This is a genomic window from Streptomyces sp. NPDC046866 (assembly GCF_040704625.1).
Lineage (GTDB): Bacteria > Actinomycetota > Actinomycetes > Streptomycetales > Streptomycetaceae > Streptomyces.
Genome location: NZ_JBEYXN010000008.1, coordinates 36,218 through 59,832, shown reverse-complemented (window position 1 = coordinate 59,832; position 23,615 = coordinate 36,218). Strand labels below are relative to the sequence as shown.

At 72.5% G+C, this 23,615-nt stretch carries 20 protein-coding genes and 2 tRNA genes; 18 read left to right on the top strand and 4 right to left on the bottom strand.

Translation table 11 applies throughout. From position 1 onward, the window contains the following. Positions 1 to 211: 211 nt before the first annotated feature. From AB0953_RS14580 to AB0953_RS14560, 5 genes are all read left to right on the top strand, one after another. On the top strand, positions 212 to 700 hold the full coding sequence (locus AB0953_RS14580) for a ribose-5-phosphate isomerase (RefSeq protein ID WP_356850596.1): 489 nt from the start codon (positions 212 to 214) through the stop codon (positions 698 to 700). Between the two features lie 98 nt (positions 701 to 798). Then, positions 799 to 1,605, top strand: a complete 807-nt coding sequence (locus AB0953_RS14575; RefSeq protein WP_366859803.1) for a DNA-formamidopyrimidine glycosylase family protein — start codon at positions 799 to 801, stop codon at positions 1,603 to 1,605. Positions 1,606 to 1,884: 279 nt separating this feature from the next. Next, entirely contained in the window at positions 1,885 to 3,027 is a 1,143-nt protein-coding gene (locus AB0953_RS14570; RefSeq protein ID WP_366859802.1) for a PP2C family protein-serine/threonine phosphatase, read from the top strand. A 138-nt stretch (positions 3,028 to 3,165) separates the two neighbouring features. After that, on the top strand, positions 3,166 to 3,972 hold the full coding sequence (locus tag AB0953_RS14565; protein ID WP_366859801.1) for an ABC transporter ATP-binding protein: 807 nt from the start codon (positions 3,166 to 3,168) through the stop codon (positions 3,970 to 3,972). After that, positions 3,972 to 6,449, top strand: coding sequence for an ABC transporter permease (locus AB0953_RS14560; protein ID WP_366859800.1), 2,478 nt, complete (start codon positions 3,972 to 3,974; stop codon positions 6,447 to 6,449). Before AB0953_RS14565 ends, AB0953_RS14560 begins: the two co-directional genes overlap by 1 nt. Positions 6,450 to 6,463: 14 nt before the next feature. On the opposite strand, the gene AB0953_RS14555 is transcribed toward AB0953_RS14560, so the two are convergent. Continuing rightward, complete coding sequence (locus AB0953_RS14555; protein ID WP_366859799.1) at positions 6,464 to 7,066, bottom strand: AAA family ATPase; 603 nt, start codon at positions 7,064 to 7,066, stop codon at positions 6,464 to 6,466. After that, positions 7,063 to 7,737, bottom strand: a complete 675-nt coding sequence (locus AB0953_RS14550) for a DUF4232 domain-containing protein (protein ID WP_366859798.1) — start codon at positions 7,735 to 7,737, stop codon at positions 7,063 to 7,065. Before AB0953_RS14550 ends, AB0953_RS14555 begins: the two co-directional genes overlap by 4 nt. Positions 7,738 to 8,802: 1,065 nt before the next feature. Between AB0953_RS14550 and AB0953_RS14545 the strand changes: the two genes are divergently transcribed. The 6 genes from AB0953_RS14545 to AB0953_RS14520 all read left to right on the top strand — a co-directional run bounded on the left by AB0953_RS14545 (position 8,803) and on the right by AB0953_RS14520 (position 14,137). Beyond that, positions 8,803 to 10,209: a pyridoxal-dependent decarboxylase gene (locus AB0953_RS14545; RefSeq protein WP_366859797.1), complete on the top strand. Its 1,407-nt coding sequence runs from the start codon at positions 8,803 to 8,805 to the stop codon at positions 10,207 to 10,209. Continuing rightward, entirely contained in the window at positions 10,206 to 10,661 is a 456-nt protein-coding gene (locus AB0953_RS14540) for an HD domain-containing protein (protein WP_366859796.1), read from the top strand. The genes AB0953_RS14545 and AB0953_RS14540 overlap by 4 nt, the downstream gene beginning before the upstream one ends. 143 nt (positions 10,662 to 10,804) lie before the next feature. Beyond that, positions 10,805 to 10,999, top strand: a complete 195-nt coding sequence (locus AB0953_RS14535; RefSeq protein ID WP_030159386.1) for a hypothetical protein — start codon at positions 10,805 to 10,807, stop codon at positions 10,997 to 10,999. Between the two features lie 181 nt (positions 11,000 to 11,180). Continuing rightward, positions 11,181 to 11,507, top strand: coding sequence for a hypothetical protein (locus AB0953_RS14530; protein WP_366859795.1), 327 nt, complete (start codon positions 11,181 to 11,183; stop codon positions 11,505 to 11,507). Between the two features lie 319 nt (positions 11,508 to 11,826). Further along, positions 11,827 to 12,177, top strand: coding sequence for a hypothetical protein (locus AB0953_RS14525; RefSeq protein ID WP_366859794.1), 351 nt, complete (start codon positions 11,827 to 11,829; stop codon positions 12,175 to 12,177). 616 nt (positions 12,178 to 12,793) lie between these two features. Beyond that, on the top strand, positions 12,794 to 14,137 hold the full coding sequence (locus AB0953_RS14520) for a site-specific integrase (protein ID WP_366859793.1): 1,344 nt from the start codon (positions 12,794 to 12,796) through the stop codon (positions 14,135 to 14,137). 70 nt (positions 14,138 to 14,207) lie between these two features. On the opposite strand, the gene AB0953_RS14515 is transcribed toward AB0953_RS14520, so the two are convergent. After that, positions 14,208 to 14,278 (bottom strand) — tRNA-Gly (locus AB0953_RS14515). 175 nt (positions 14,279 to 14,453) lie between these two features. Here AB0953_RS14515 and AB0953_RS14510 point away from each other — a divergent pair. From AB0953_RS14510 to AB0953_RS14485, 6 genes are all read left to right on the top strand, one after another. Then, positions 14,454 to 14,530: transfer RNA gene (locus AB0953_RS14510), tRNA-Pro, on the top strand. Positions 14,531 to 14,696: 166 nt separating this feature from the next. Then, positions 14,697 to 16,088 (top strand): trigger factor, encoded by a 1,392-nt coding sequence (gene tig, locus AB0953_RS14505; RefSeq protein ID WP_366859792.1) that lies wholly within the window; start codon positions 14,697 to 14,699, stop codon positions 16,086 to 16,088. Between the two features lie 334 nt (positions 16,089 to 16,422). Further along, positions 16,423 to 17,040, top strand: coding sequence for an ATP-dependent Clp protease proteolytic subunit (locus AB0953_RS14500; protein ID WP_366859791.1), 618 nt, complete (start codon positions 16,423 to 16,425; stop codon positions 17,038 to 17,040). 88 nt (positions 17,041 to 17,128) lie between these two features. Continuing rightward, positions 17,129 to 17,803 (top strand): ATP-dependent Clp protease proteolytic subunit, encoded by a 675-nt coding sequence (locus AB0953_RS14495; RefSeq protein ID WP_366859790.1) that lies wholly within the window; start codon positions 17,129 to 17,131, stop codon positions 17,801 to 17,803. A gap of 154 nt (positions 17,804 to 17,957) precedes the next feature. Then, a complete protein-coding gene (clpX, locus tag AB0953_RS14490) occupies positions 17,958 to 19,244 on the top strand; it encodes an ATP-dependent Clp protease ATP-binding subunit ClpX (protein WP_030297265.1) in 1,287 nt (428 codons plus the stop codon). A 185-nt stretch (positions 19,245 to 19,429) separates the two neighbouring features. Beyond that, positions 19,430 to 19,705: a hypothetical protein gene (locus tag AB0953_RS14485; RefSeq protein ID WP_366859789.1), complete on the top strand. Its 276-nt coding sequence runs from the start codon at positions 19,430 to 19,432 to the stop codon at positions 19,703 to 19,705. A gap of 48 nt (positions 19,706 to 19,753) precedes the next feature. Here the strand turns inward: AB0953_RS14485 and AB0953_RS14480 are convergent, their stop codons facing one another. Further along, positions 19,754 to 20,536, bottom strand: coding sequence for a hypothetical protein (locus AB0953_RS14480; RefSeq protein ID WP_366859788.1), 783 nt, complete (start codon positions 20,534 to 20,536; stop codon positions 19,754 to 19,756). 306 nt (positions 20,537 to 20,842) lie between these two features. Between AB0953_RS14480 and AB0953_RS14475 the strand changes: the two genes are divergently transcribed. After that, a complete protein-coding gene (locus AB0953_RS14475) occupies positions 20,843 to 23,464 on the top strand; it encodes a valine--tRNA ligase (RefSeq protein WP_366859787.1) in 2,622 nt (873 codons plus the stop codon). The last annotated feature ends 151 nt before the right edge of the window (positions 23,465 to 23,615 follow it).

Genomic DNA, 23,615 nt, shown 5'->3' with positions numbered 1-23,615 from the left:
CCTTAGGTTCTCGGATTGCGAGTTCCGGCATTCAAACCCGAGATTCGCGCCGGTCGGAAGACCCGCGTCCGGATCGTTGCGAAGGACCAAGGTCCCGGACCTTGGTCCCACCGTGTCTCATCTGCACTCTTTGGGTTTACTTGAGCTTTAGAAGTGACTTACGCGACACCCTGCCGTGATCTGCCCGGCCCCGTCGTGACACACTCGGGGCATGCGCGTGTACCTCGGATCCGACCATGCCGGCTTTGAGCTCAAGAACCACCTGGTGGACTGGCTCAAGAACAACGGCCACGAGCCCGTCGACTGCGGGCCCCACATCTACGACGCCGTGGACGACTACCCGCCGTTCTGCCTGCGCGCCGCGGAGAAGACCGCCGCGGACGCCGACAGCCTCGGCATCGTGATCGGCGGCTCCGGCAACGGCGAGCAGATCGCCGCCAACAAGGTCAAGGGCGTCCGTGCCGTCCTGGCCTGGAGCGTCGAGACCGCCAAGCTCGGCCGCGAGCACAACAACGCCAACGTGATCTCCGTCGGCGGCCGGATGCACACCCAGGACGAGGCCACCTCCTTCATCGAGGCCTTCCTGGCGACCCCGTACTCCGGCGAGGAGCGCCACACCCGCCGCATCGACATGCTCTCCGCGTACGAGCAGACCGGCGAGCTCCCCCCGATCCCGGCCCACCACCCGCAGGACCAGTAGGACGCCCCGTGCCGCCGGACCCGCGGGGTCCGGCGGCACTGCCGTTCCCGCGGCCGCCCCGGCAACCGCCGGCGGCGGCAGACCCGAGGAGAGCAGCCGTGCCCGAGGGGCATACGATCCACCGCCTCGCCCAGGACCACACCGAGCGGTTCGCCGCCCGGCCGGTCCGGGTGAGCAGCCCGCAGGGCCGGTTCGCCGAGAGTGCCGCGCTGCTCGACGGGCGTGAGCTGGAGAGTGCCGAGGCGCACGGCAAGCACCTGTTCCTCGAGCTCGGCGACGCCTGGATCCACATCCACCTCGGCCTCTTCGGCAAGCTCGGCTTCGGCCCCGCCCCGGCGCCGCCCGCGGCGGACACGGTGCGGCTGCGGCTGCTGAACGAGGAGCACTACGCCGATCTGCGCGGGCCGACCGCCTGCGCGCTGATCGGCGAGGCGGAGAAGAAGGCGATACACGACCGGCTCGGCCCCGACCCGCTGCGGGCCGGCGACGATCCGGACCGCGCATGGAAGAGGATCTCCCGCTCCCGGACCACCGTCGCCGCGCTGCTGATGGACCAGAAGGTCGTCGCGGGCGTCGGCAACGTCTACCGGGCCGAGGTGCTCTTCCGGCACGGCATCGACCCGTACCGCCAGGGCAGGGACCTGCTGCGCACGGAGTGGGAGGCCATGTGGGCGGACCTCGCCGTGCTCATGCGCGAGGGCGTGCGCAAGAACCGGATCGACACGGTCCGCGACGAGCACCTGCCGGAGGCGATGGGCCGGCCGCCGCGGGTCGACGACCACGGGGGCGAGGTCTACGTCTACCGGCGGGCGCACCAGCCCTGCCACATCTGCGGGGACGGGATCCGTACCGCCGACCTCGCGGCCCGCAACCTCTTCTGGTGCCCCACCTGCCAGTCCCGCTGAGCCGGCGCCACCGAGCCGGCGCCACTGTGCCGGCGCCACCGAGCCGGCGCCCCTGACCCGCGTCGCACCGGTGCCCGGCGGAGCCGGGTGCCCCGGAGGCGTCAACGCGGTGGCCGGTTTGTCACCCCGGCGGGTGCTGTCCGTGCGTCGCCCGGCCGCGCGGTCACCGCGTACCCGGCGTTTTCGGACACCCCGGACCGCCGCCCGGCCGACAACGGCCCCTCCGGTCCGGGGGTCCCCCTGCGCGGGCACAGCCAGGATGGATAGGGTCCGAAAGACATGGCCGGAGCACGTGTGGAGACGCTCATGGCCCGGGCGCGCATGCTGTCGCACCGGGCACGCACCGCCCTGCGCAAATCCGCCGTCGACTACTTCCGCGGCGACGCCTCCGACTGGCTGGCCTTCGCCGGGCTGCTCGCGACCGTACCCGCCATCGCCTGCGGCACGCTCATGCTCCCGGTGTGGTTCTCGCCCGCCGCGCTCGTCCTCCCCATCGTCGCGGGCGGCCTGCTCCTGCGCCCCGCCAGCCTCCTCGCCCTCTACGCGGCCTCCGCGGCCGCCCTGATCGTCGAGGCCCTCGTCCTCGGCCCCTACACCGAGGGCCCGGCCCGGGTCACCCCCGGAACCGTCCTGGTCGTGGCCGCCTGTGGATTCTTCGGGCTGGTCATCGCCCAGTTCCGCAGCCGCGTCGGGGTGCCCTGGCGGCGCGGCGGCACCATGCTCTTCGACCTGCGCGAACGCATCCGGGTCCAGAGCAAGCTGCCCGCCCTGCCCCGCGGCTGGCACCGCGAGATGGCCCTGCGCCCCGCCGGCGGCCAGTCCTTCTCCGGCGACTTCGTCGTCGCCGCCCGCACCAACGGCGGCCGCACCCTGGAGATCGTCCTGACCGACGTCTCCGGCAAGGGCATGGAGGCCGGCTCCCGCGCCCTGCTCCTGTCCGGCGCCTTCGGCGGCCTCCTCGGCGCCCTGCCGCCGCACGGCTTCCTGCCCGCCGCCAACGGCTACCTCCTGCGCCAGGACTGGGACGAGGGCTTCGCCACCTCCATCCACCTCGTCCTGGACCTGGAGACCGGCGACTACGAACTCCTCTCCGCCGGCCACCTGCCCGCCCTCCAGCTCTCCGCCGGAACCGGCCGCTGGCAGGAGAAGGCCGGCGACGGCCCGCTGCTCGGCGTCTACGACGGCGCCGAGTTCGAACCCACCCGCGGCAACCTGCGCCGCGGCGACGTCCTGATGCTCTTCACCGACGGGCTCGTCGAGACCGCCGACCGCGACATCAGCGAGGGCATCGACCGCCTCACCGGCGAGGCCGACCGGTACGTGGCCGCCGGCTGGGAGGGCGCCGCCTGGCACCTCATCGAGAAGGTCGCCAAGGACGTCAACGACGACCGGGCCCTGCTGCTGATCCGCCGCGCCCCGTAGCCGCCGGCCCATGGGTGGGGTTCTCCCCACCCCCGATACGCCGGGCTCCGCCATGGCCGCCGCCCGGCCCCGCTCCATAGCGTCGGGACGCGCACACGAACGTACGCGAGACGACCACACGGCGGAGGCGGTTGACCCATGGGGTTCCGGAGCAGCAGGCGGCAGCGGGAGAGCGGGCAGGGGGCGGCGCAGGGCACCACGGCCGCCGTCGAACTGCGCGGAGTGCGGCGCGCGTACGGGCGCGGCGCCGCCACCGTCCACGCGCTGCGCGGCATCGACCTCAGCCTGCCGCGCGGCAGCTTCACCGCCGTCATGGGGCCCTCCGGCTCCGGCAAGTCCACCTTCCTGCAGTGCGCCGCCGGACTCGACGTGCCGACCGCAGGCTCCGTCCGCCTCGGCGGCACCGAGATCACCGGCATGAACGAGAACGAGCTCACCGAGCTCCGCCGCAGCCGCCTCGGCTTCGTCTTCCAGGCCTTCAACCTGCTGCCCTCCCTCACCGTCGAGCAGAACGTGCTGCTCCCGATGCGCCTCGCCGGCGCCCGCCAGGACCGCGCCCGGGCCGCCGACCTGCTCGCCCGCGTCGGCCTCGACGGCAAGGGCCACCGCCGCCCCGCCGAGCTCTCCGGCGGCCAGCAGCAGCGCGTCGCCATCGCCCGCGCCCTGATCACCCGGCCCGACGTGGTCTTCGCCGACGAGCCCACCGGCGCCCTGGACACCACCACCGCCGCCGAGGTCCTCGGCCTGCTGCGGGCCGCCGTCGACTCCCTCGGCGCCACCGTCGTCATGGTCACCCACGACCCGGCCGCCGCCGCCCACGCCGACCAGGTGCTCTTCCTCGCCGACGGACTCATCGCCGACCGGCTCCCGAACAGCTCCGCCGCCACCATCGCCGCCCGGATGACCGCCCTCACCGCACCGGCGTACACGGGAGCGGCCGCCTGATGCCGCTCCACCGCCCCAACGGCCTGGCGCGCGCGGCGGTGCGCCTGCGCCCCGCCGCGTTCGCCGGCACCTTCATCGCCCTGCTCATGACCGTCGCCGTCACCGCCGCCTGCGGGATCCTGCTGGAGACCGGGGAACGGGCCCGCTCGGAGCCCACCCGGTACGCCGCCGCACCGGTGGTCGTCGCCGCCGACCAGCAGGTCCGGCTGCGGGTCGGCCGCGGCGACGGCGCCTACGAGACCACCGCCCGCGTCCCCGACCGCGCCCGCCTCGACGCCGCCCTGCTCGACCGCCTCGCCCCGCTGGGGCGGGCGGTGCCGGACGTGGTGTTCCCCGTACGGGCGGCCGCGGGGCCGGGAGCCCCCGGCGGACCCGACACCGAGGCCGGCGGGTGGGGGGCCACCGCCTTCACCGGGGCCGCGCTGCGCGAAGGACGGGCCCCGCAGGCCGCCGGGGAGGTCGTCCTCGGCACGGCCGGGGCCGGGGCGCTCGGGGCCCGCGGCGAGCGGATCGCCCTGGAGACCCCCGCCGGCCCGCGCGAGTTCCGGGTCGTCGGGCGGGCCGACGGCCCCGGCGTGTGGTTCTCCGACGCCGAGGCCCGGGCCCTCTCCGGTCACCCCGACGCCCTCGACGCCGTCGTCCTGCTCGGCCCCGGCGACCCCGAGGCCCTCGCCGACCGGGCCCGCGCCGCCCTCGACGGGCGCGCCCGGGTCCTCACCGGCGCCGCCCGCGCCGTGGACCCGCAGCTCGACGGGGCCAAGCAGCTCCTGTCCGGCATCGGCGGCTCCTTCGGCGGCACCGCCACCCTCGTCGCCGTCTTCACCGCCGCCGCGACGGTCGCGCTCTCCGTCGGCCAGCGCTCCCGCGAGTTCGCCCTGCTGCGCGCCCTCGGAGCCACCCCGCGGCAGATCCGCCGCACCATCGCCACCGAAGCCCTGCTCGTCGCACCGGCTGCCGGCGCGCTCGGCTGCATACCCGGCACCGCGCTGGCCGCCTGGTGGTTCGGGCAGCTGAAGCAGAAGGGCGCGATCCCGGCCGGCGTCGACCTCGCCGTCTCCTGGATCCCCCTCGCCTCGGCCGTCGCCCTCGGCCTCGTCACCGCCCTCGTCGCCGGCTGGGCCGCCGCCCGCCGCCCCGCCCGCATCCGCCCGGGCCAGGCCCTCGCCGCCGCCGCGGTCGAACGCCTGCGCCCCGGGTGGATCCGTACGCCGCTCGGCCTCGCCGCACTCGCCGGCGGAACCGCCTGCGCCGGCCTCGCCGCCACCGGCAGCGGCGATGACGCCGCCAATGCCGCACTGGGCGTCGTCATGCTGTTCATGCTCGCCGTGGCCCTGCTCGGCCCGCTGATCGCCCGCGCCTGCACCGCCGTCCTCGGCCTCCCGCTGCGCGCCGGCGGGGCCTCGGGGTCGCTGGCCGCCGCCAACTCCCGCACCCACGCCCGCCGGCTCGCCTCCGCGATCACCCCGATCGTGCTCGCCACGGCCTTCTCCTCGACCCTGCTCTTCCTGCACACGAGCGAGGAGCGGGCCGTCCGGCAGCAGCAGGAGGCGGGCCTGCTCGCCGACCACGTCGTCCCCGATCCGGGCGCGGCCGCAGTGGACCCGGCCGCAGCGGACCCGGCCGCAGCGGACCCGGCCGCGCTCGGCGCCGGAGCCGGGGTGCCGGTCACCCGTACCGCGGTCCTCGCCGAGGTCGGCACCGGGGGCGACCGCCGCCTGGAGAGCGCAACCGCCCAGGGCGTCCCCTCCGGCGCCGGCCTCGCCGCCGTCCAGGACCTCGGCGTCCGCGAGGGCAGCCTCGCCCGCCTGCGCCCCGGCACCGTCGCCCTCGACCGCACCCTCGCCGACGCCGCGCGCGCCGGAGTCGGCGACCGCATCGCCCTGCGCCTGCCCGACGGGACACCGGCCGCCCCCGAGGTCGTCGCCGTCTACACCCGCGGCCTCGGCCTCGGCCAGGTCACCCTGCCGGCCACGGACCTCGCCGGCCGCACCACCGCCGGGCGCCCCACGGAACTCCTGCTCCGCGGGCCGGTCCCGGCCGCCGCCGCGGGCGCCGCGATCCCGGCCGCGCAGTGGACCGCCCGGCAGAGCCAGGACCGGGAGCTCAACGCCTGGGCCAACACCGCCATGGCGGCCGTCCTCGGCGGCTTCGCGGCCGTCGCCGCGGCCAACACCCTGGTCATGACCGTCCTCGACCGCCGCCGCGAACTGCGGATGCTGCGCCTCGTCGGCTCCACCCGCCGCCAGGTGCTGCGCATGCTGCGCTGGGAGGCCCTGCTCATCGGCGGCGCGGGCACCGCCCTCGGCACCGCGATCGCCCTGGCCACCCTGTTCCCGCTGGCCAAGGCCGTCACCGGGGCGCCCCCGCACATCCCGCCGCTGCTCTACGCCTCCCTCGCGGCGGCCGTGCTCGGCCTCGGTCTGGCCGCGACGCTGATCCCGGGCCGCTGGGCCCTGCGGACCACGGCCCGGCCCTGACCCCGGGCGGCCCGTCAGTCGAAGCGGATGTGCCGGACACCGACCAGCGCGCGCCGCAACCGCCCGCGCAGCGCCCCGTCGGTGTCCGGCGCGGCCCGCAGCCCCGACAGCTCCGCGACCCGGCCCGCCACCTGGGACACGGTCAGGCGGTCGGTGGCCAGCTGGTCGGCGAACTCCGGCCCGCGCAGCGCCTCCAGGCAGCCGTCCAGCCGGGACACCGCGAAGCCCTCCCGCTTCAGGCCGCGCCCGAGACCGCGCTCGCGCAGCCGGCGCAGTACGGTCTCCCGCTCGGCCAGCAGCGCGAAGTGCCGTACGTCGTGGCCCGCCTCCCGCAGCCGCCCCACGGTCTCCTCCAGGTACCGCGGCTCGGTGACCGTCATCGGCACCAGCACCGGCCCCGGATGCCGCCGCGCGGCCAGATCCAGTACCTCGAACACGCCCTGCCGCCACGCCGACAGGTCCTGGAAGTCCCCGCGCAGCGGCGCCGGCAGCATCCGGTGCAGCCCGAAGCCCACGTGCTCCGGATCGCACACCACACTGCCCGGCAGCCGCCGGTGCAGCTCGTACGCGGTCTGCGTCTTCCCGCCCCCGAAGGGCCCGTTGAGCCAGACGATCACCGGGCCACCGCCGACCAGGGGCTGATGCCCAGCCTGCCGGTGTTGCCGAGGTCCACCGGCGCCGTCAGCTCCGCGGTGACCCGGGGTGCGCCCGGCTTGGGCGTCACCTCCACCGCCCAGCCCTCGACGGCGGCCACGTCGGACCGGGTCACCAGGTTGCGCCACAGCATCCCGAAGGACGCCGCCTGCCCCGGCTGGAGCGTCACCCGCTCGGCGGGCGCGTCCATGCTCGGCACGCCCGAGGCGACGCCGGCCGAGCCGTGCCCGACCTCCGCCTCCACCGGCGCCCGCTTCCTGTCCAGCAGCCTGATCTGCGGATAGCCGTCGAGCTCGTACGGCGCCGTGCCGCAGTTGACCAGCTGCACGCTCGCGATCCGCAGCCCCATCGCGGAATCCCCGCCGCTTTCGAGCACCCGCACCCCGCCCTCGGGGCACGCCCCGGCGGACGCCGGTGCCGAGGGGGCCGACGGGGCCGGCGGTGCCGGCGGTGCCGCCAGGGCCGGTCCGCCGGCGGGGGACTCCGGCCGCGCAGCGCCCGGGCCGCCGCCCGGCTGCGCCGCCGCGCTCGGCCCCGGTGCGGCCGCCGGGGCGGGCGGCGTACTGCATCCCGCGAGCACCGCCACGGCCGCCGCGGCTCCCACCAGTCCTGCTGTCCTGCGTATGGCACCCATCCGCCGACCGTACGCCACCCACCCCAACACCACCCGCCCCGTGGCCCCCCGGCGTGGCGCCCCCCGGCCCACCCGCCCTACCCCTCCCACCCCGCGCTGCCCGCCCGGCCCCGGCCTGCCCGGGCCCGCCCGGCCCAGCCTGCCCGGCCCGACCGGCCCCCGCCCTCCCGGCCCGGCCCCGGCCTGCCCGGCCCCGTCCTGCCCGCCTCGCCCGGCCCCGCCCTGACCCGCCCGTCCCGCCCGGCCCTCCCGGCCCGGCCCTCCCGGCCCTGCCCCGCCCGACCTCGCCCCGTCCGGCCCTGTCGTGCCCGACCCCGCCCTGACCCGCCCGGCCTTCCCTGCCCGGCCCAGCTCCGCCCGGCCCGCCCCGACCGGCCGCTCAGGCCGCCCGGCCCGGCCCCGCCCCCACCCGCCCGGCCCGCTCAGGCGAGCCCGGCCCTGACCGCCCGGACCCGCCCCGCTGGGCCTGTCCTGCCTGCCCCTCCCGGCCCGCCCTGCCCGGATCCGCCCGTCCGTCCCTGCCCCGACCCGACCGGCCCGCTCAGGCCCGGCCCCGCCGCGCCGGACGCGCCCGCCCTGGCCCCCGACCGGCCCGCCCGCGTGCCCGCCCTGCCCCCGCCCCGCGCTGCCCGACCGGGCCCGCCCCTACCGGCCCACCCTGCTCGCCCGGCCAGACACCTCCCCGGCCCGCCCCTCCCTGCCCGCCGTGTCCGGGCCGCACCGCTCGCCCCTCCCTGCCCGCCCTGCTCCGCCCGGCCAGACCCCTGCCCGGCCCGCCCGGCCCGGCCCCGTCCGGCCCTGTCCTGCCCGCCTCGCCCGGCCCTCCCGGCCCGCCCCGCCGGAACCGACCCGCCCCGTGCGGCCCAGCTCGACCCCGCCCGGCCCGGACCCGCCCCGTTCGGCCCAGCTCGACCCCGCCCGGTCCGGTCTGATGGCCTCCCCGGTTCCGCCCGCCCGGGCCGGGGGCGGAGTCGCGCCGGCTGGTCGGGACGTGAGCCGGGGACCGGCCACTCTTTCCGGATTGGCCCGTCCGCCGCCGCCCGCCGGGCCCCTACCGTGCCCCGCATGGACCGCACCCTCGCCGCCGACCTCGCCCGCCTCCCCGAGCTGCTGGAGGCCACCCGCCGCGCCGCCGCCGACGCCCTCGCAGCCCTCGGCGAGCGTCCCGTCGTACCGCCGCCCCCGGCGCACCCGCCGGCCCCCGAGCCGCTCCCGGAGCGGGCCGCCGGCACCGAGGCCGCCCTCGACGCCTTCGCCCGGCGCTGGGCGCCCCGCCTGTCGGCCTCGGCCGGCCCCCGCTACCTCGGCTTCGTCACCGGCGGCGCCACCCCGGCCGCCCTCGCCGGTGACTGGCTGACCGCCGCCCACGACCAGAACTCCAACTCCGCCCTCGACGGCGCCGGCCAGGACCTGGAGCGCGAGACCGCCGGCTGGCTCCGCGAGCTGTTCGGCCTCGGCGCCGCGCACAGCGGCACCTTCGTCAGCGGAGCCACCCAGTCCAACACCACCGGACTCGCCATCGCCCGCGAATGGCTCGGCGAGCGCCTCGGGGTCTCCCCGGCCGAGTACGGGGCCGCCGCCCTCGGCCCCGTCCGCGTGCTCTCCGGCGCTCCGCACTCCTCCATCGCCAAGGCCCTGTCCGTCCTGGGTCTCGGCCGCACCAGCCTGGTACAGGTGCCCACCCTCCCCGGCCGCGAGGCCGTCGACCCCGCCGCCCTCGACCGCGCGCTCGCGGACACCCACGGCCCCGCCGTCGTCGTGGCCAACGCGGGCACCGTCAACACCGTCGACTTCGACGACCTGCGCGCCGTCGCCGCCCTGAAGGACCGCCACGACTTCTGGCTGCACACCGACGCCGCCTTCGGCGCCTTCGCCGCGCTCTCCCCGCAGCACGCCCACCTCGTCGACGGCCTCGACGCCTCCGACTCCGTCTGCATCGACCTCCACAAGTGGCTCAACGTCCCCTACGACAGCGCCGTCCAGTTCACCCGCCGCCCCGACCTCCAGGCGCGCGTCTACCAGAACGCCGCCGCCTACCTCGGCCCGCTCGGCGAGCACCCCGACCTGGTCCACCTCACCCCCGAGAACTCCCACCGGCTGCGCGCCCTCGCCGCCTGGTTCACGCTGCGCGCGTACGGCAGGGAGGGCCACCGGGAGATCGTCGAGCGCGACATCGCCTGCGCCCGGGCCCTCGGCGCGGAGCTGGAACAGGACCCGGCCTTCCGCCTCCTCGCCCCGGTCCGCCTCAACGTCGTCTGCTTCACCCTCGCCGGCGACGCCCCCGACCCGGCCCGGCTCACGGCCCTGCGGGAGGCCGCGGCAGGCGAGGTGTTCGTCACCCCGACCGTGTACGCGGGAACCCCCGCGCTGCGCGCGGCGTTCTCCAACTGGCGCACCACCCAGGCGGATGTGCGCCGCGCGGCACGGGCCCTGCGGGCAGCGGCGCACGGGACGGCGAAGGGAACCGCATGACACGGCAGTCGCTCACCCTCGCGGAGGTCGAGGCCCTGGCGCGCGCCGCGCACGAGGGGCAGACCGACAAGGCCGGCCGGCCGTACGCGGAGCACCTCGCGGCGGTGGCGGAGGGCGTCCGCTCCCGCGGCGGCAGCGCGGAGCAGCAGGCGGCGGCCTGGCTGCACGACGCCGTCGAGGACGAGGCCCTCAGCCTGGCCTGGCTGGATTCCGCTGCTCTCCCGCAGGCGGTGAAGGACATGGTCCTGGCGGTCACCAAGCGCCCGGGGGAGCCGGTCGAGGAGTACGCGGCCCGCATCCTCGCCACCCCGGGAGCCCTGCTGGTCAAGGAGGCGGACCTGGCCCACAACGCCGATCCCGTACGCCTGTCCGCCCTGGACGCGCCCACCCGCGAGCGCCTCGCGGCGAAGTACGCCCGCGTGCGCTCCCTCCTCGGCCTGCCCACGCCGTGACGCGCCGCTGGCGGAAAACCGTCGCCGACGGACGCTCAGCGGGCGGATAGCCGGGCCCCGTTGGTGGGAGGATGGTCCGTACGGGGGTGTGCGCGGCCGTGCGCCCCAGGCCGAGCCGGGGACGACCGAAGGTGTGATCAGTAGTGGCCATTTCGCTGTCAGTGGTGGTTCTTTTGGCGGTCATCCTGGTGGTGCTGATCCGCGGCAACCACATCAAGGCCGGCCCCGCGATCGTCGCCGTCCTCTTCGGGTTCTTCCTGGCGTCCAGCTCCATCGCCCCGGACGTCAACCGCTTCCTGAACTCCCTCGCGGACACCATCGCCGGCATCAAGCTCTAGCCCGGCAGCAGCGGGACGGCGAGATGCCGTGGGACGCACCGGAAGATAGGCTGAAAACGGCATCAGTACGGCGTAGCGGACCGAGAGTCTCCCCTCGGCGTCCCGTACGACCCTGCCGCGGGCATCGGAGCCGTCACGCCTCACCGGCCGTACCGGCACCCTCTCCAAGGCAGGTTGAACGATGAACCGCACGCGCCGTCTTGCAGCCCTCGCGCTCCTCGCGGCCCCCGCGCTCGCGGTGGGCCCGGCCCTCGCCGCACACGCCTCGACCCTCGAGGCCCCCGCCGCCGCGAAGTGCAACGTCGAGGTGGATTCAGCCGGCAAATACCACCTGTGGGGCGAGCAATTCCCCGCCGGCACCACCGTGACCTACTCCGGATCCGCCTCGGGTTCCGTCCCCACCGACACCTCGGGGCGGTTCGACGTCGGCGGCCTGAGCGGAAGCACGTATGTGGTCAAGACGGCCGACGGCAAGACCACCGTCCACTGCACCCAGGTCATGCACTGAGCGGACCGGAACGGCTCAGGGCCAGGCGGAGGAAACGCCCTCCGACCTGGCCCTGAGCCGATCTGGAGCGGGTGACGGGAATCGAACCCGCGTAGCTAATTTGGAAGATCGCGTACGCGCCTGCGGCTTGACCAGCCAAGCCCCTGACCGGCACGTCCCCGCCGCCTCCCCGCCATTCCCCGCGGCTCCCCACAGAAGCCCTCCCGTTTGGGCACGCGGGGGACACGGCCTGTCGGCCCCTGGGGGACAGAGTGGCGAGCGGTATACGCGGTTGCGGCACATCACTGCCACATCGCAGGATGCCGGCCAGGGAGGGGTCATGGAACGAAACGAGTTGATGCGCCTGCTGGCCGGTGACGACGCGGCATCCAAGGCTGCTCTGGCGGCCCTCGTCGGCGGCGGCGAGTACGTCGTTTGGTGGGACTGGATCATGTCCTCGGAGGCCCATGCCCAAGTCTTGACAACCCGCCTTCGGGGTATGCGGCGAAGGGGCATGGAGACCCTGGGGGTGGAGCGAGCGGCGCAGATCCTCACCGAGCGCGCCCAGCCGATCCTCAGCGGATTGGTCAGAGCCCCCGATGGGTCGTGGGGCTTCAGGTTCTTCCTCACCGAAGACGGTGGCGCACTGGTGGCCTGCATCGGCATACGGCGGCCCGATAAGCGCCCATAGCACCCAGCCGAGGCCACCGCCTCCTCTGCCCAGCCCACTCCGCCCACGAAGGATTACCAGCGTTCAGCTAGCAGGAGCCTGCGCGAGGCCACGGAACAAGGGGTCACCTACCAAAACCGGTAGGTGACCCCTTGGTTTGCCCTGGCGGGATTGGCACCAGCGACACCCTGTCGGCCGTCTTCGTTGATGTCGACGATGGATGTCAGAGGACGGTCACCACCAGGACCACTTCTTCTTGCTCAGCTCGCGCAGCTTGGCTTGCGCTTCCCTCTGCTCCACCTGAGCGATCCCACGCCGCGTCCAGCGCCCTTGATGCTTGGCGCACTGCCCGCTCCCCATGATCGCCTTGTTTCGGCACCGGCCTCCGCTCTTCGTCACCGCGCCGCACCTCGGTTGCGTCACATCGCCCCCTCCTCGCCCACCCGACGTGGGCGCTCCTTGCAAAGGTGTCGGAAGCGCCGAGGAGCAGGAAGGGCGCACCGGGACGCCCTGGGAGCTCAAGGGGCACACAGCCCGCCGCTGCCGACCGAGAGGAGCATGAACGTGGATATCGCCGACCTTGCGTCATCGGCCGCGTGACCAGCGCAGATTGGTGTGAGGGGAGAACCTTCGGGCGATGTCCACTGTTGCCACTGCTGTCCGCTCGATCTCGCATCCGACTGGCATGCTGGACCGGCTGGCGGTCTACGCGGCTGCCCCCACCGATCTGACTTTCTTGCACGGCAGCAAGGAGCGCTGTACGGGCGTACATCGCCGCCAACACCGTGGAACCGCGTCGGCGTGGTCGTCTGGCGGTGGCTGCCTGATGGCTGGAAAGCGTCGTCCGTTCGGACGAGTCAGGAAGTTGCCGTCCGGTCGGTACCAGGCGCGCTATGTCGGGCCTGACGGGCAGCTCCGCCCTGCGCCGGAGACGTTTCGGACCAAGCGTGACGCGGACGACTGGTTGGCCGACAAGCAGACGGAGATGCGGCGGGGTGACTGGCTGGATCCGGACGCTGGAAAGGTCCCCTTCGGGTCGTACGTCGTCGCCTGGGTCAAGGAACGGGAGCTGACCAGCACCACCCGCCAGCTGTACGGCTCGCTGCTCAAGCACCACCTGGAGCCGGCGTTCGGAGCCGTCAACGTTGCAGACATCTCGGCTCCTCTCGTGCGGCGCTGGCGCGCTGACAAGCTCGCTGCCGGCACCGGCCCGACGACGGTGGCCAAGGCCTACGCCCTCCTGCGCGCCATCCTGGGCACGGCCCTGTCGGACCAGCTGATCAAGCGGAACCCTTGCCAGATCAAGGGTGCGAGCATGGTGCACACTCCCGAGCGACCCACCGCCACGGTGAAGGAGGTCTACGCCCTGGCCGATGCCGTCGACCCCCGTTTCCGCGGCCTCGTTCTCATGGCCGGATTCCTCGGCCTGCGGTGGGGTGAGCTGATCGGGCTGCACCGTCGGGACGTCGACCTGGAGCACGGGTCGGTGCGCGTCCGGCGGTCCGTCGCCGAGCTGGGCAACGGGCAGCGGGAGATCAAGGCCCCCAAGAGTGCCGCGGGCAAGCGGACGGTCTCCATCCCTGGCGTGATCGTCCAGGACATTCGGGAGCACCTGAAGAAGTACGCCGAGCCCGGGGCCGATGGGCGGGTCTTCGTCGGGGCCAAGAGAGCCACCCCGCGCCGGAACCACTTCAACCGGCTGTGGCGGAAGGCCTGCAGGGAGGCCGGCGTCAGCGGGCTGCACTTCCACGATCTCCGGCACACGGGGAACACCCTTGCCGCGTCCACCGGGGCGAGCACCCGAGAGCTGATGGCGCGCATGGGCCACAGCACCGCCCGTGCCGCGCTGATCTACCAGCACGCCAGTGCGGAACGGGACCGGCTGATTGCTGGCGCGCGCAGCGGGTTGGTGGAGAAGAGCCGCGGGGGCACGGAACGCGATCCGGAGCCCGAGGCGCACGCGGGGGACACACCAGGCTGATCCAGGCCTTCGGAAACGACTCAGGGCCAGGCGGAGGAAACATCCTCTGACCTGGCCCTGAGTCATTCTGAGCGGGTGACGGGAATCGAACCCGCGTAGCTAGTTTGGAAGACTAGTGCTCTACCATTGAGCTACACCCGCATACATACGCGCAGGTCCGGGGACCGCGGCACGGTGAGCATCCTAGCGGGTCGGGGCGGGGGAGTCACACCGCATTGCGTGCCCGTACGCGGGCCGAGCGGCGGGCGGCCCGAAAGCTTCGAGAAACGCCGCGTGTCGGAGGGTCTCCGGCCATGTACCCTACGTGTCGCACCGACGGGGTGTGGCGCAGCTTGGTAGCGCGTCCGCTTTGGGAGCGGAAGGTCGTCGGTTCGAATCCGGCCACCCCGACCACCACCATCGCCATCGCCATCGCGAAGATCGCGTTGTGGGCTGATTGCCGCTTGCGGTTACTATGCAAGCTGCGTGCCCGTGTGTCTGATGTACCGGGCCCGATCCGCTGAAACGCTGAATCGCAGCGACAGCAGACCCCAGCAGTCAGCCACAAGGAGACCGAACCGTGAAGAGCGCCGTGGAGACCCTGAACCCGACTCGGGTTCGGCTCACTGTCGAGGTGCCCTTCGAGGAGCTCAAGGACAGCCTCGACGCGGCGTACAAGAAGATCAACCAGCAGGTCACGGTGAAGGGCTTCCGCAAGGGCAAGATCCCGGCCCGCGTCATCGACCAGCGCTTCGGCCGCGGTGCGGTGCTGGAGGAGGCCGTCAACGACGCCCTCCCGAAGTTCTACACCGAGGCCGTCAACGAGGCCGACCTGAACCCGCTGGGCCAGCCCGAGGTCGACATCACCGAGCTGAAGGACGGCGAGCTGCTGGCCTTCACCGCCGAGGTCGACGTGCGTCCCGAGATCGAGATCCCGGACTTCTCCGGCATCGAGGTCGAGGTCGACGCGGTCGAGGTCTCCGACGAGGACGTCGAGAAGTCCGTCGAGCAGCTGCGCAACCGCTTCGCGTCCACCAAGGACGTCGAGCGCGCCGCCGCCGAGGGTGACGTCGTCACCATCGACCTCGAGGCCAAGGTCGACGGCGAGGTCCTGCCGGACGGCGTCGCCTCCGACGTCTCCTACACCATCGGCTCGGGCGAGCTCCTCGACGGCATCGACGAGGCCGTCAAGGGCCTCGAGGCCGGCGGCGAGGCCACCTTCACCTCGCAGCTGAAGGGCGGCTCCGCCGAGGGCAAGGACGCCGAGGTCACCGTCAAGGTCACCAAGGTGTCCGCCAAGGAGCTGCCGGAGCTGGACGACGAGTTCGCGCAGATGGCGAGCGAGTTCGACACCCTCGAGGACCTCAAGGCCGACAGCCGCAAGCGCCTCGAGAACATGAAGCAGTACGACCAGGCCACGCAGGCCCAGGAGCGCGTCCTGGAGAAGCTGCTGGAGCTCGTCGAGGTGCCGATCCCCGAGAAGCTGCTCGAGGACGAGGTCAACACCCGCAAGCACAACCTGGAGCACCACCAGCTCGGCCAGATGGGCCTGACGCTGGAGAAGTACCTGGAGTTCCAGGGCAAGACGGTCGAGGAGTTCGACGCCGAGACCAAGGAGCAGGCGATCAAGGGCATCAAGACCCAGTTCGTCCTGGACGCCCTGGTCAACAAGGAGAAGCTGGGCGTCAACCAGGAGGAGCTGACCGAGCACCTCATGCGCCGCGCCGCCTCCTCCGGCATGTCCCCCGACCAGTTCGCCCAGGCGGTCGTCGAGGGCGGCCAGGTCCCGATGCTCGTCGGCGAGGTCGCCCGCGGCAAGGCGCTGGCGCTGGTCGTCGAGGCCGCCAAGGTCGTGGACACCAACGGTGAGGTCATCGACCTGTCCGACGAGGAGGACGAGGCCGAGGCCGGCGACGCCGCCGCCGAGACCGTCGAGGCCGACGCCGCCGAGGGCGACGCCGAGGCCAAGTAAGGCCGCGCCGCCACCGGCACCAGCAGTACCCCGGAGGGGCCCGTACGCCTGGCGTGCGGGCCCCTTCCGCATCCTGCCCCGGAAGGCCGCCGGCACGGCCTCCGTACGGCCTCCGTACGGCCTCGGCGCGGCCTCCGGAAGGCCCCCGGACCTTGCGCTCCGAGCGAACAGTTCGGGAAGCGGGATGGCGTTGTCCGACCTGCGCGTTAGGGTCCATGAATACGAGGGCACGGGAGTACCCGGACGCCGGCGGAGAGCTCCGCACCGGCCGGTCCGCGCCCCAGAACGAGACGCTGAGACGGCATGTGGCCGTCGGAGACGAGCAGGTGGATACGTGACGAATCTGAAGCCTTACGCCGCGGGTGAGCCGTCCATCGGTGGCGGCCTCGGCGACCATGTCTACAACCGGCTGCTCGGCGAGCGCATCATCTTCCTCGGCCAGCAGGTCGACGACGAGATCGCTAACAAGATCACGGCGCAGCTCCTCCTCCTGGCCGCCGAGCCGGAGAAGGACATCTTCCTGTACATCAACAGCCCCGGCGGCTCGGTGACGGCGGGCATGGCGGTCTACGACACCATGCAGTACATCCCGAACGACGTCGTCACCATCGGCATGGGCATGGCGGCCTCCATGGGCCAGTTCCTGCTCACCGGCGGCACCCCGGGCAAGCGCTTCGCGCTCCCGAACACCGACATCCTGATGCACCAGGGCTCCGCCGGCATCGGCGGCACCGCCTCGGACATCAAGATCCAGGCCCAGTACCTGCTGCGCACGAAGCAGCGCATGGCGGAGATCACCGCGCACCACTCCGGCCAGACCGTGGAGACCATCATCCGCGACGGCGACCGCGACCGCTGGTTCACGGCGGAGGAGGCCAAGGAGTACGGCCTCATCGACGAGATCATCTCCGCCGCGTCCCTGGTCCCGGGCGGCGGCGGCACCGGGGCCTGATCCCGGCCCCGGCGGCGGCCGGGGCCCGCACGGGGACCCGTACGCCCGCCCGCACCAGGCAAGCCTCAGCCCGCAGAACGCCACCAGGATGGTGAACACCCACATGCACATGAACAACCTCTCTCCCGCGAGCGGCCTCTACACCGGGCCGCAGGTCGACAACCGCTACGTCGTCCCCCGCTTCGTCGAGCGCACCTCCCAGGGCGTGCGCGAGTACGACCCGTACGCGAAGCTGTTCGAGGAGCGCGTGATCTTCCTCGGCGTGCAGATCGACGACGCCTCCGCCAACGACGTCATGGCGCAGCTGCTGTGCCTGGAGTCGATGGACCCCGACCGCGACATCTCGATCTACATCAACAGCCCCGGCGGTTCCTTCACGGCGCTGACCGCCATCTACGACACGATGCAGTTCGTGAAGCCGGACATCCAGACGGTCTGCATGGGCCAGGCGGCCTCCGCCGCCGCGGTCCTGCTCGCCGCCGGCACCCCGGGCAAGCGCATGGCCCTGCCGAACGCCCGCGTGCTGATCCACCAGCCGTCCGGCGGCACCGGCCGCGAGCAGCTCTCCGACCTGGAGATCGCGGCCAACGAGATCCTGCGCATGCGCGACCAGCTGGAGACCATGCTGGCCAAGCACTCGTCCACGCCGATCGAGAAGATCCGCGAGGACATCGAGCGCGACAAGATCCTCACGGCCGAGGACGCCCTGGCGTACGGCCTGATCGACCAGATCGTCTCCACCCGCAAGATGAACGCGGTCTGATCCTTGCCGCCAATTGGCGCGGACACGCCGCAGGATTCGGCTGTGTGAACCGCGCCAAGGGGGCCCCGTACGGGGCCCCCGGCAAGGTACCGTCGGATATGAGGCACCAGGAGCCGCTGAACCAAGCGTCTCCCAGGCGAAGGGGAAGCACCTCGTGGCACGCATCGGTGACGGCGGCGACCTGCTCAAGTGCTCGTTCTGCGGAAAGAGCCAGAAGCAGGTGAAGAAGCTCATCGCAGGACCCGGTGTGTACATCTGCGACGAGTGCATCGACCTCTGCAACGAGATCATCGAGGAGGAGCTCGCGGAGACGAGCGAGGTCCGGTGGGAGGAACTCCCCAAGCCCCGCGAGATCTACGAGTTCCTGGAGAGCTACGTCGTCGGCCAGGAGCCGGCGAAGAAGGCGCTCTCCGTGGCGGTGTACAACCACTACAAGCGCGTCCAGGCCGGCGAGAACGGCGGCGCGCAGGGCCGCGACGACGCCATCGAGCTGGCGAAGTCGAACATCCTGTTGCTGGGCCCGACGGGCTCCGGCAAGACGCTGCTCGCCCAGACCCTGGCCCGCATGCTGAACGTGCCGTTCGCCATCGCCGACGCGACGGCGCTGACGGAGGCCGGCTATGTGGGCGAGGACGTCGAGAACATCCTGCTGAAGCTGATCCAGGCGGCGGACTACGACGTCAAGAAGGCCGAGACCGGCATCATTTACATCGACGAGATCGACAAGGTCGCCCGCAAGAGCGAGAACCCGTCGATCACGCGCGACGTCTCGGGCGAGGGCGTGCAGCAGGCCCTGCTGAAGATCCTGGAGGGCACCACCGCCTCGGTCCCGCCGCAGGGCGGCCGCAAGCACCCGCACCAGGAGTTCATCCAGATCGACACGACGAACGTGCTCTTCATCGTGGGCGGCGCCTTCGCCGGCCTGGAGAAGATCATCGAGTCGCGTGCGGGCGCCAAGGGCATCGGCTTCGGCGCGACGATCCGCTCGAAGCGGGAGATCGAGGCGAGCGACCAGTTCCAGGAGGTCATGCCGGAGGACCTGGTGAAGTTCGGGATGATCCCGGAGTTCATCGGCCGTCTGCCCGTCATCACCTCGGTCCACAACCTGGACCGTGAGGCCCTCCTCCAGATCCTGGTGGAGCCGCGCAACGCCCTGGTGAAGCAGTACCAGCGCCTCTTCGAACTGGATGGCGTGGAGCTGGACTTCGAGCGGGAGGCCCTCGAGGCCATCGCCGACCAGGCGATCCTCCGCCAGACGGGCGCGCGCGGTCTGCGCGCCATCATGGAGGAGGTGCTGATGTCGGTGATGTACGAGGTCCCGTCCCGCAAGGACGTGGCCCGCGTGGTCATCACGGCCGACGTGGTCCGCTCGAACGTGAACCCGACCCTGGTCCCCCGCATCGTCCCGAAGGACCAGGGCCCGCAGGAGAAGTCGGCGTAACGGCTGCCGCCGCCGCACCGCAGCGAACGAGGAGGGGCGCCCCGGATGTCCGGGGCGCCCCTCCTCGTGCGTGATCAGCCATAGACAAACATAAATCGGTCGGATGATCGATATGCACTGGATTGCCTGCCTCATTCCTGATCATCTTGGTCTGGCAGCGAAGTGTCGAAGCGAGGGAGTGTGCGGTGTCCAAGGTCAAGCGTGCGATGGGGATCGTTGCAGCAACGGCGTTGGCGGGTGCCCTCCCGGTCCTTGCGGCATCGCCCGCGCAGGCCTCGTATACGGACTGCACCAGCTACATGGAAAACCTGGGCTACGTCGTGGGCCCGCGAGTGCAGGAGGCATGCAGCACCGGCGAAAACGGGTTCGCTGGCGAGATCATTTGCCAGAACATCCTGTATTCGCTGTCAGTGCAGATAGATGACGCCAATGAGGCTTGCTCCCAGGCCGCGCGTGACTGAGGCCAACAGACCAGGGACCCAGTGCCATACTGGGCCCCTGCCGGTGGATCAGACCTTGGTCCGCGAGGTGTTGTAGAGCTTTGCAGCGAGCTTGGCGACGTCCTCCTGCGTGCCGTGGGTGCCGCCGGTCAGGATCGCCGCCTGGTCCAGTTGGTTGACGACCCCCAGAGTCGAGTGGTCGGCCCAGGCGCAGAAGGGGACCACCACGGAAGTCGGCTCTCCGGGCTTGACGGACTTCATCGCGGTCATCTTGACGTCGACGCACTTCATGAGCGCGCCCTTGAATCCCTCCGGCGTGAAGTCCTTGGGGGAGCCGGCCTTCTCGTACTTCAGGCCGAGCTTGTCGAGCTCAGGGTTGGGTGCGCCGATCTGGGCGAAGTAGGCGTCGAGGGTCTTCGCCGGATCGTCGAGCTGGCCCCAGTACCCGTTGGCGGTCAGCTGCTTGGCCTTGCCCTTCTCGCCGTTCAGGTACTGGGTGCTCCCCGCCGAGCGCGCTTCCTTGATGCCCATGGCCTCGACCTTGGTCTTGTGCTCGCCCACGAGCGGGGCGTCGCTGCCGGGGACGCCCGCCTTCTCGTTCTTGGCGAAGCTGTCGACCGATGCCGGGAACGCCAGCTTGTAGCCCTTGGTGGCCGAGTCGACCGAGCCCGACGAGCCGCCGCCCACCAGGTACCAGCCGCCGCCCGCGATGACGGCCACGGCGACGATCACGCCGATGACGACGCCGGCCTTGGACTTCTTCGGCGGCTGCCCGCCGTACGGCGGCTGCGGCGGCATCCCCGGCTGCTGGTAGCCGTACGCCGGCGGCGTCGGCTGCTGCGGGTAGCCCATCGGGGCCGTCGGCGGCTGCTGCGGGTATCCCGGAGGCGGCGGCGGAGCCTGCTGCGGGTAGCCGTAGCCGGGCTGGGGGGCGGGCTGCCCGTACGGGGCGGGCTGCTGCGGCGGCGGGCCTCCGTAGGGCCCCGGCTGCTGCGGCGGCCCTCCGTAAGGTCCCGGCTGGTTGTAGCTCATGCCCGCGTCCCCCTTCAGGATGTTTATGCGTCACACACATCCTGGCCCAAGGTCAGCCCGCGCAAGGCGCCGGGCCCCCTCATGACCGGTTTCAGTACCGGACCGTTACGCCACTAAACTGTGCCCGTGACCGAGAACACGCAGACACCCAGCAGCCCCAACTCCGAACTGCCGACCGCCTACGCGCCGGCCGAGGTAGAGGGGGAGCTCTACGAGCGCTGGGTAGAGCGTGGGTACTTCACCGCCGACGCGGCGTCCGAGAAGCCCGCGTACACCATCGTCATCCCGCCGCCGAACGTCACCGGCTCCCTCCACCTGGGCCACGCCTTCCAGCACACGCTGATGGACGCCCTGACCCGCCGCAAGCGCATGCAGGGCTTCGAGTCCCTGTGGCTGCCCGGCATGGACCACGCCGGCATCGCCACCCAGAACAAGGTCGAGCAGCAGCTCGCCGAGGAGGGCAAGTCCCGCCACGACCTGGGCCGCGAGGAGTTCGTCGAGCGCGTCTGGCAGTGGAAGGAGGAGTACGGCGGCAAGATCCTCGGGCAGATGCGCCGCCTCGGCGACGGCGTCGACTGGTCGCGCGAGCGCTTCACCATGGACGAGGGCCTGTCCCGGGCCGTCCAGACGATCTTCAAGAAGCTCTACGACGACGAGCTGATCTACCGCGCCGAGCGCATCATCAACTGGTGTCCGCGCTGCCTGACCGCCATCTCCGACATCGAGGTGGAGTACCAGGAGGACGCCGGCGAGCTCGTCTCCATCAAGTACGGGGAGGGCGAGGACAGCCTCGTCGTCGCCACGACCCGCGCCGAGACGATGCTCGGTGACACCGCCGTCGCCGTCCACCCCGACGACGAGCGCTACAAGCACCTCGTCGGCAAGCGGATCAAGCTGCCGCTGACCGACCGGACCATCCCGGTCGTCGCCGACACGCACGTCGACCCCGAGTTCGGCACGGGTGCCGTCAAGGTCACCCCGGCCCACGACCCGAACGACTTCGCGATCGGCCAGCGCCACGACCTGCCCTCCATGACGATCATGGACGAGCACGGCGTGATCACCGTCCACGGCCCCTTCCTCGGCCTGGACCGCTTCGAGGCCCGCTCGGCGGTCGTCGGCGCCCTGCGCGCGCAGGGCCGCATCGTCGCCGAGAAGCGCCCGTACATGCACTCCGTCGGCCACTGCTCGCGCTGCAAGACCACCGTCGAGCCGCGCCTGTCGATGCAGTGGTGGGTCAACGTCAAGCCGCTGGCCCAGGCCGCCGGCGACGCCGTCCGCGACGGCCGCGTCGCGATCCACCCCGCCGACATGTCGAAGCGCTACTTCGACTGGGTCGACAACATGAACGACTGGTGCATCTCGCGCCAGCTGTGGTGGGGCCACCGGATCCCGATCTGGTACGGCCCGGAGGGCGAGATCGTCTGCGTCGGCCCCGACGAGCAGCCGCCGACCGGCGAGGGCTGGCACCAGGACACCGACGTCCTCGACACCTGGTTCTCCTCCGGCCTGTGGCCGTTCTCCACCCTGGGCTGGCCGGAGAAGACCCCGGACCTGGCGAAGTTCTACTCCACCGACGTCCTGCTGACCGGCCACGACATCATCTTCTTCTGGGTCGCCCGGATGATGATGTTCGGCCTGTACGCGATGGACGGCGAGGTCCCGTTCAAGACCATCGCGCTGACCGGCCTGGTCCGCGACGAGCGCGGCAAGAAGATGTCGAAGTCCTTCGGCAACGTCGTCGACCCGCTGGACTGGATGGACAAGTACGGCTCCGACGCCGTCCGCTTCACCCTGGCCAAGGGCGCCAACCCCGGCACCGACGTCCCGATCGGCGAGGACTGGGTCCAGGCCTCCCGCAACTTCGCCAACAAGATCTGGAACGCCACGCGCTTCGCGCTGATGAACGGCGCCACGATCGAGGGCGAGCTGCCGCCGGCCGAGCAGCTGTCGGCCACCGACCGCTGGATCCTGTCCCGCCTGAACAAGACGGTTGCGCAGGTCGACGCGTACTACGAGGACTTCCAGTTCGCGAAGCTCAGCGAGGCGCTGTACCACTTCGCGTGGGACGAGGTCTTCGACTGGTACGTCGAGCTGTCGAAGACGACGTTCTTCGCGGGCGGCGAGGGCGCCAAGGCCTCCGGTCGGGTCCTCGGCGAGGTCCTCGACGTCCTGATGCGCCTGCTGCACCCGGTCGTCCCGTTCGTCACCGAGACCCTGTGGACCACCCTGACCGGCCGCGAGTCCATCGTGGTCGCCGAGTGGCCGAAGGACTCCGGCTTCCGCGACGAGGCCGCCGAGGCCGAGATCGAGAACCTCCAGGCCGTGGTCACCGAGGTCCGCCGGTTCCGCGCCGAGCAGGGCCTGCAGCCGGGCCAGAAGGTCCCGGCCCGCCTCGACCTGTCCGGCACGCCGCTGGCGGCGCACGAGGCGGCCATCCGCCAGCTGCTGCGCCTCCAGCCGGAAGGCGAGGGCTTCAGCGCCACCGCCACCCTGCCGGTCGCCGGGGCCACCGTCGCGCTCGACCTGTCGGGCACCATCGACGTGGCCGCCGAGCGCAAGCGCCTGACGAAGGACCTGGGCGCCGCGGAGAAGGAGAAGGCCCAGGCCGAGGCGAAGCTGGGGAACGAGGCCTTCCTCGCCAAGGCCCCCGACAACGTCGTGGACAAGATCAAGGGGCGGCTGGCCAAGGCCGAGGCCGACATCGCCCGGATCCAGGCCCAGCTGGACGCGCTGCCCGCCGCCTAGCAGCGCCGCCCGGCCCACCGCAGGCCCCCACACCGACCGACGGTGCGGGGGCCTGCGCCGTCCTGCGCCCGGTGTCCGCACGCCGCCGCGGAGTGCCGATCGTCGCGTTGTCCGACGGGATGGCTGATCGGATCACCGGTGCGGACCCCCG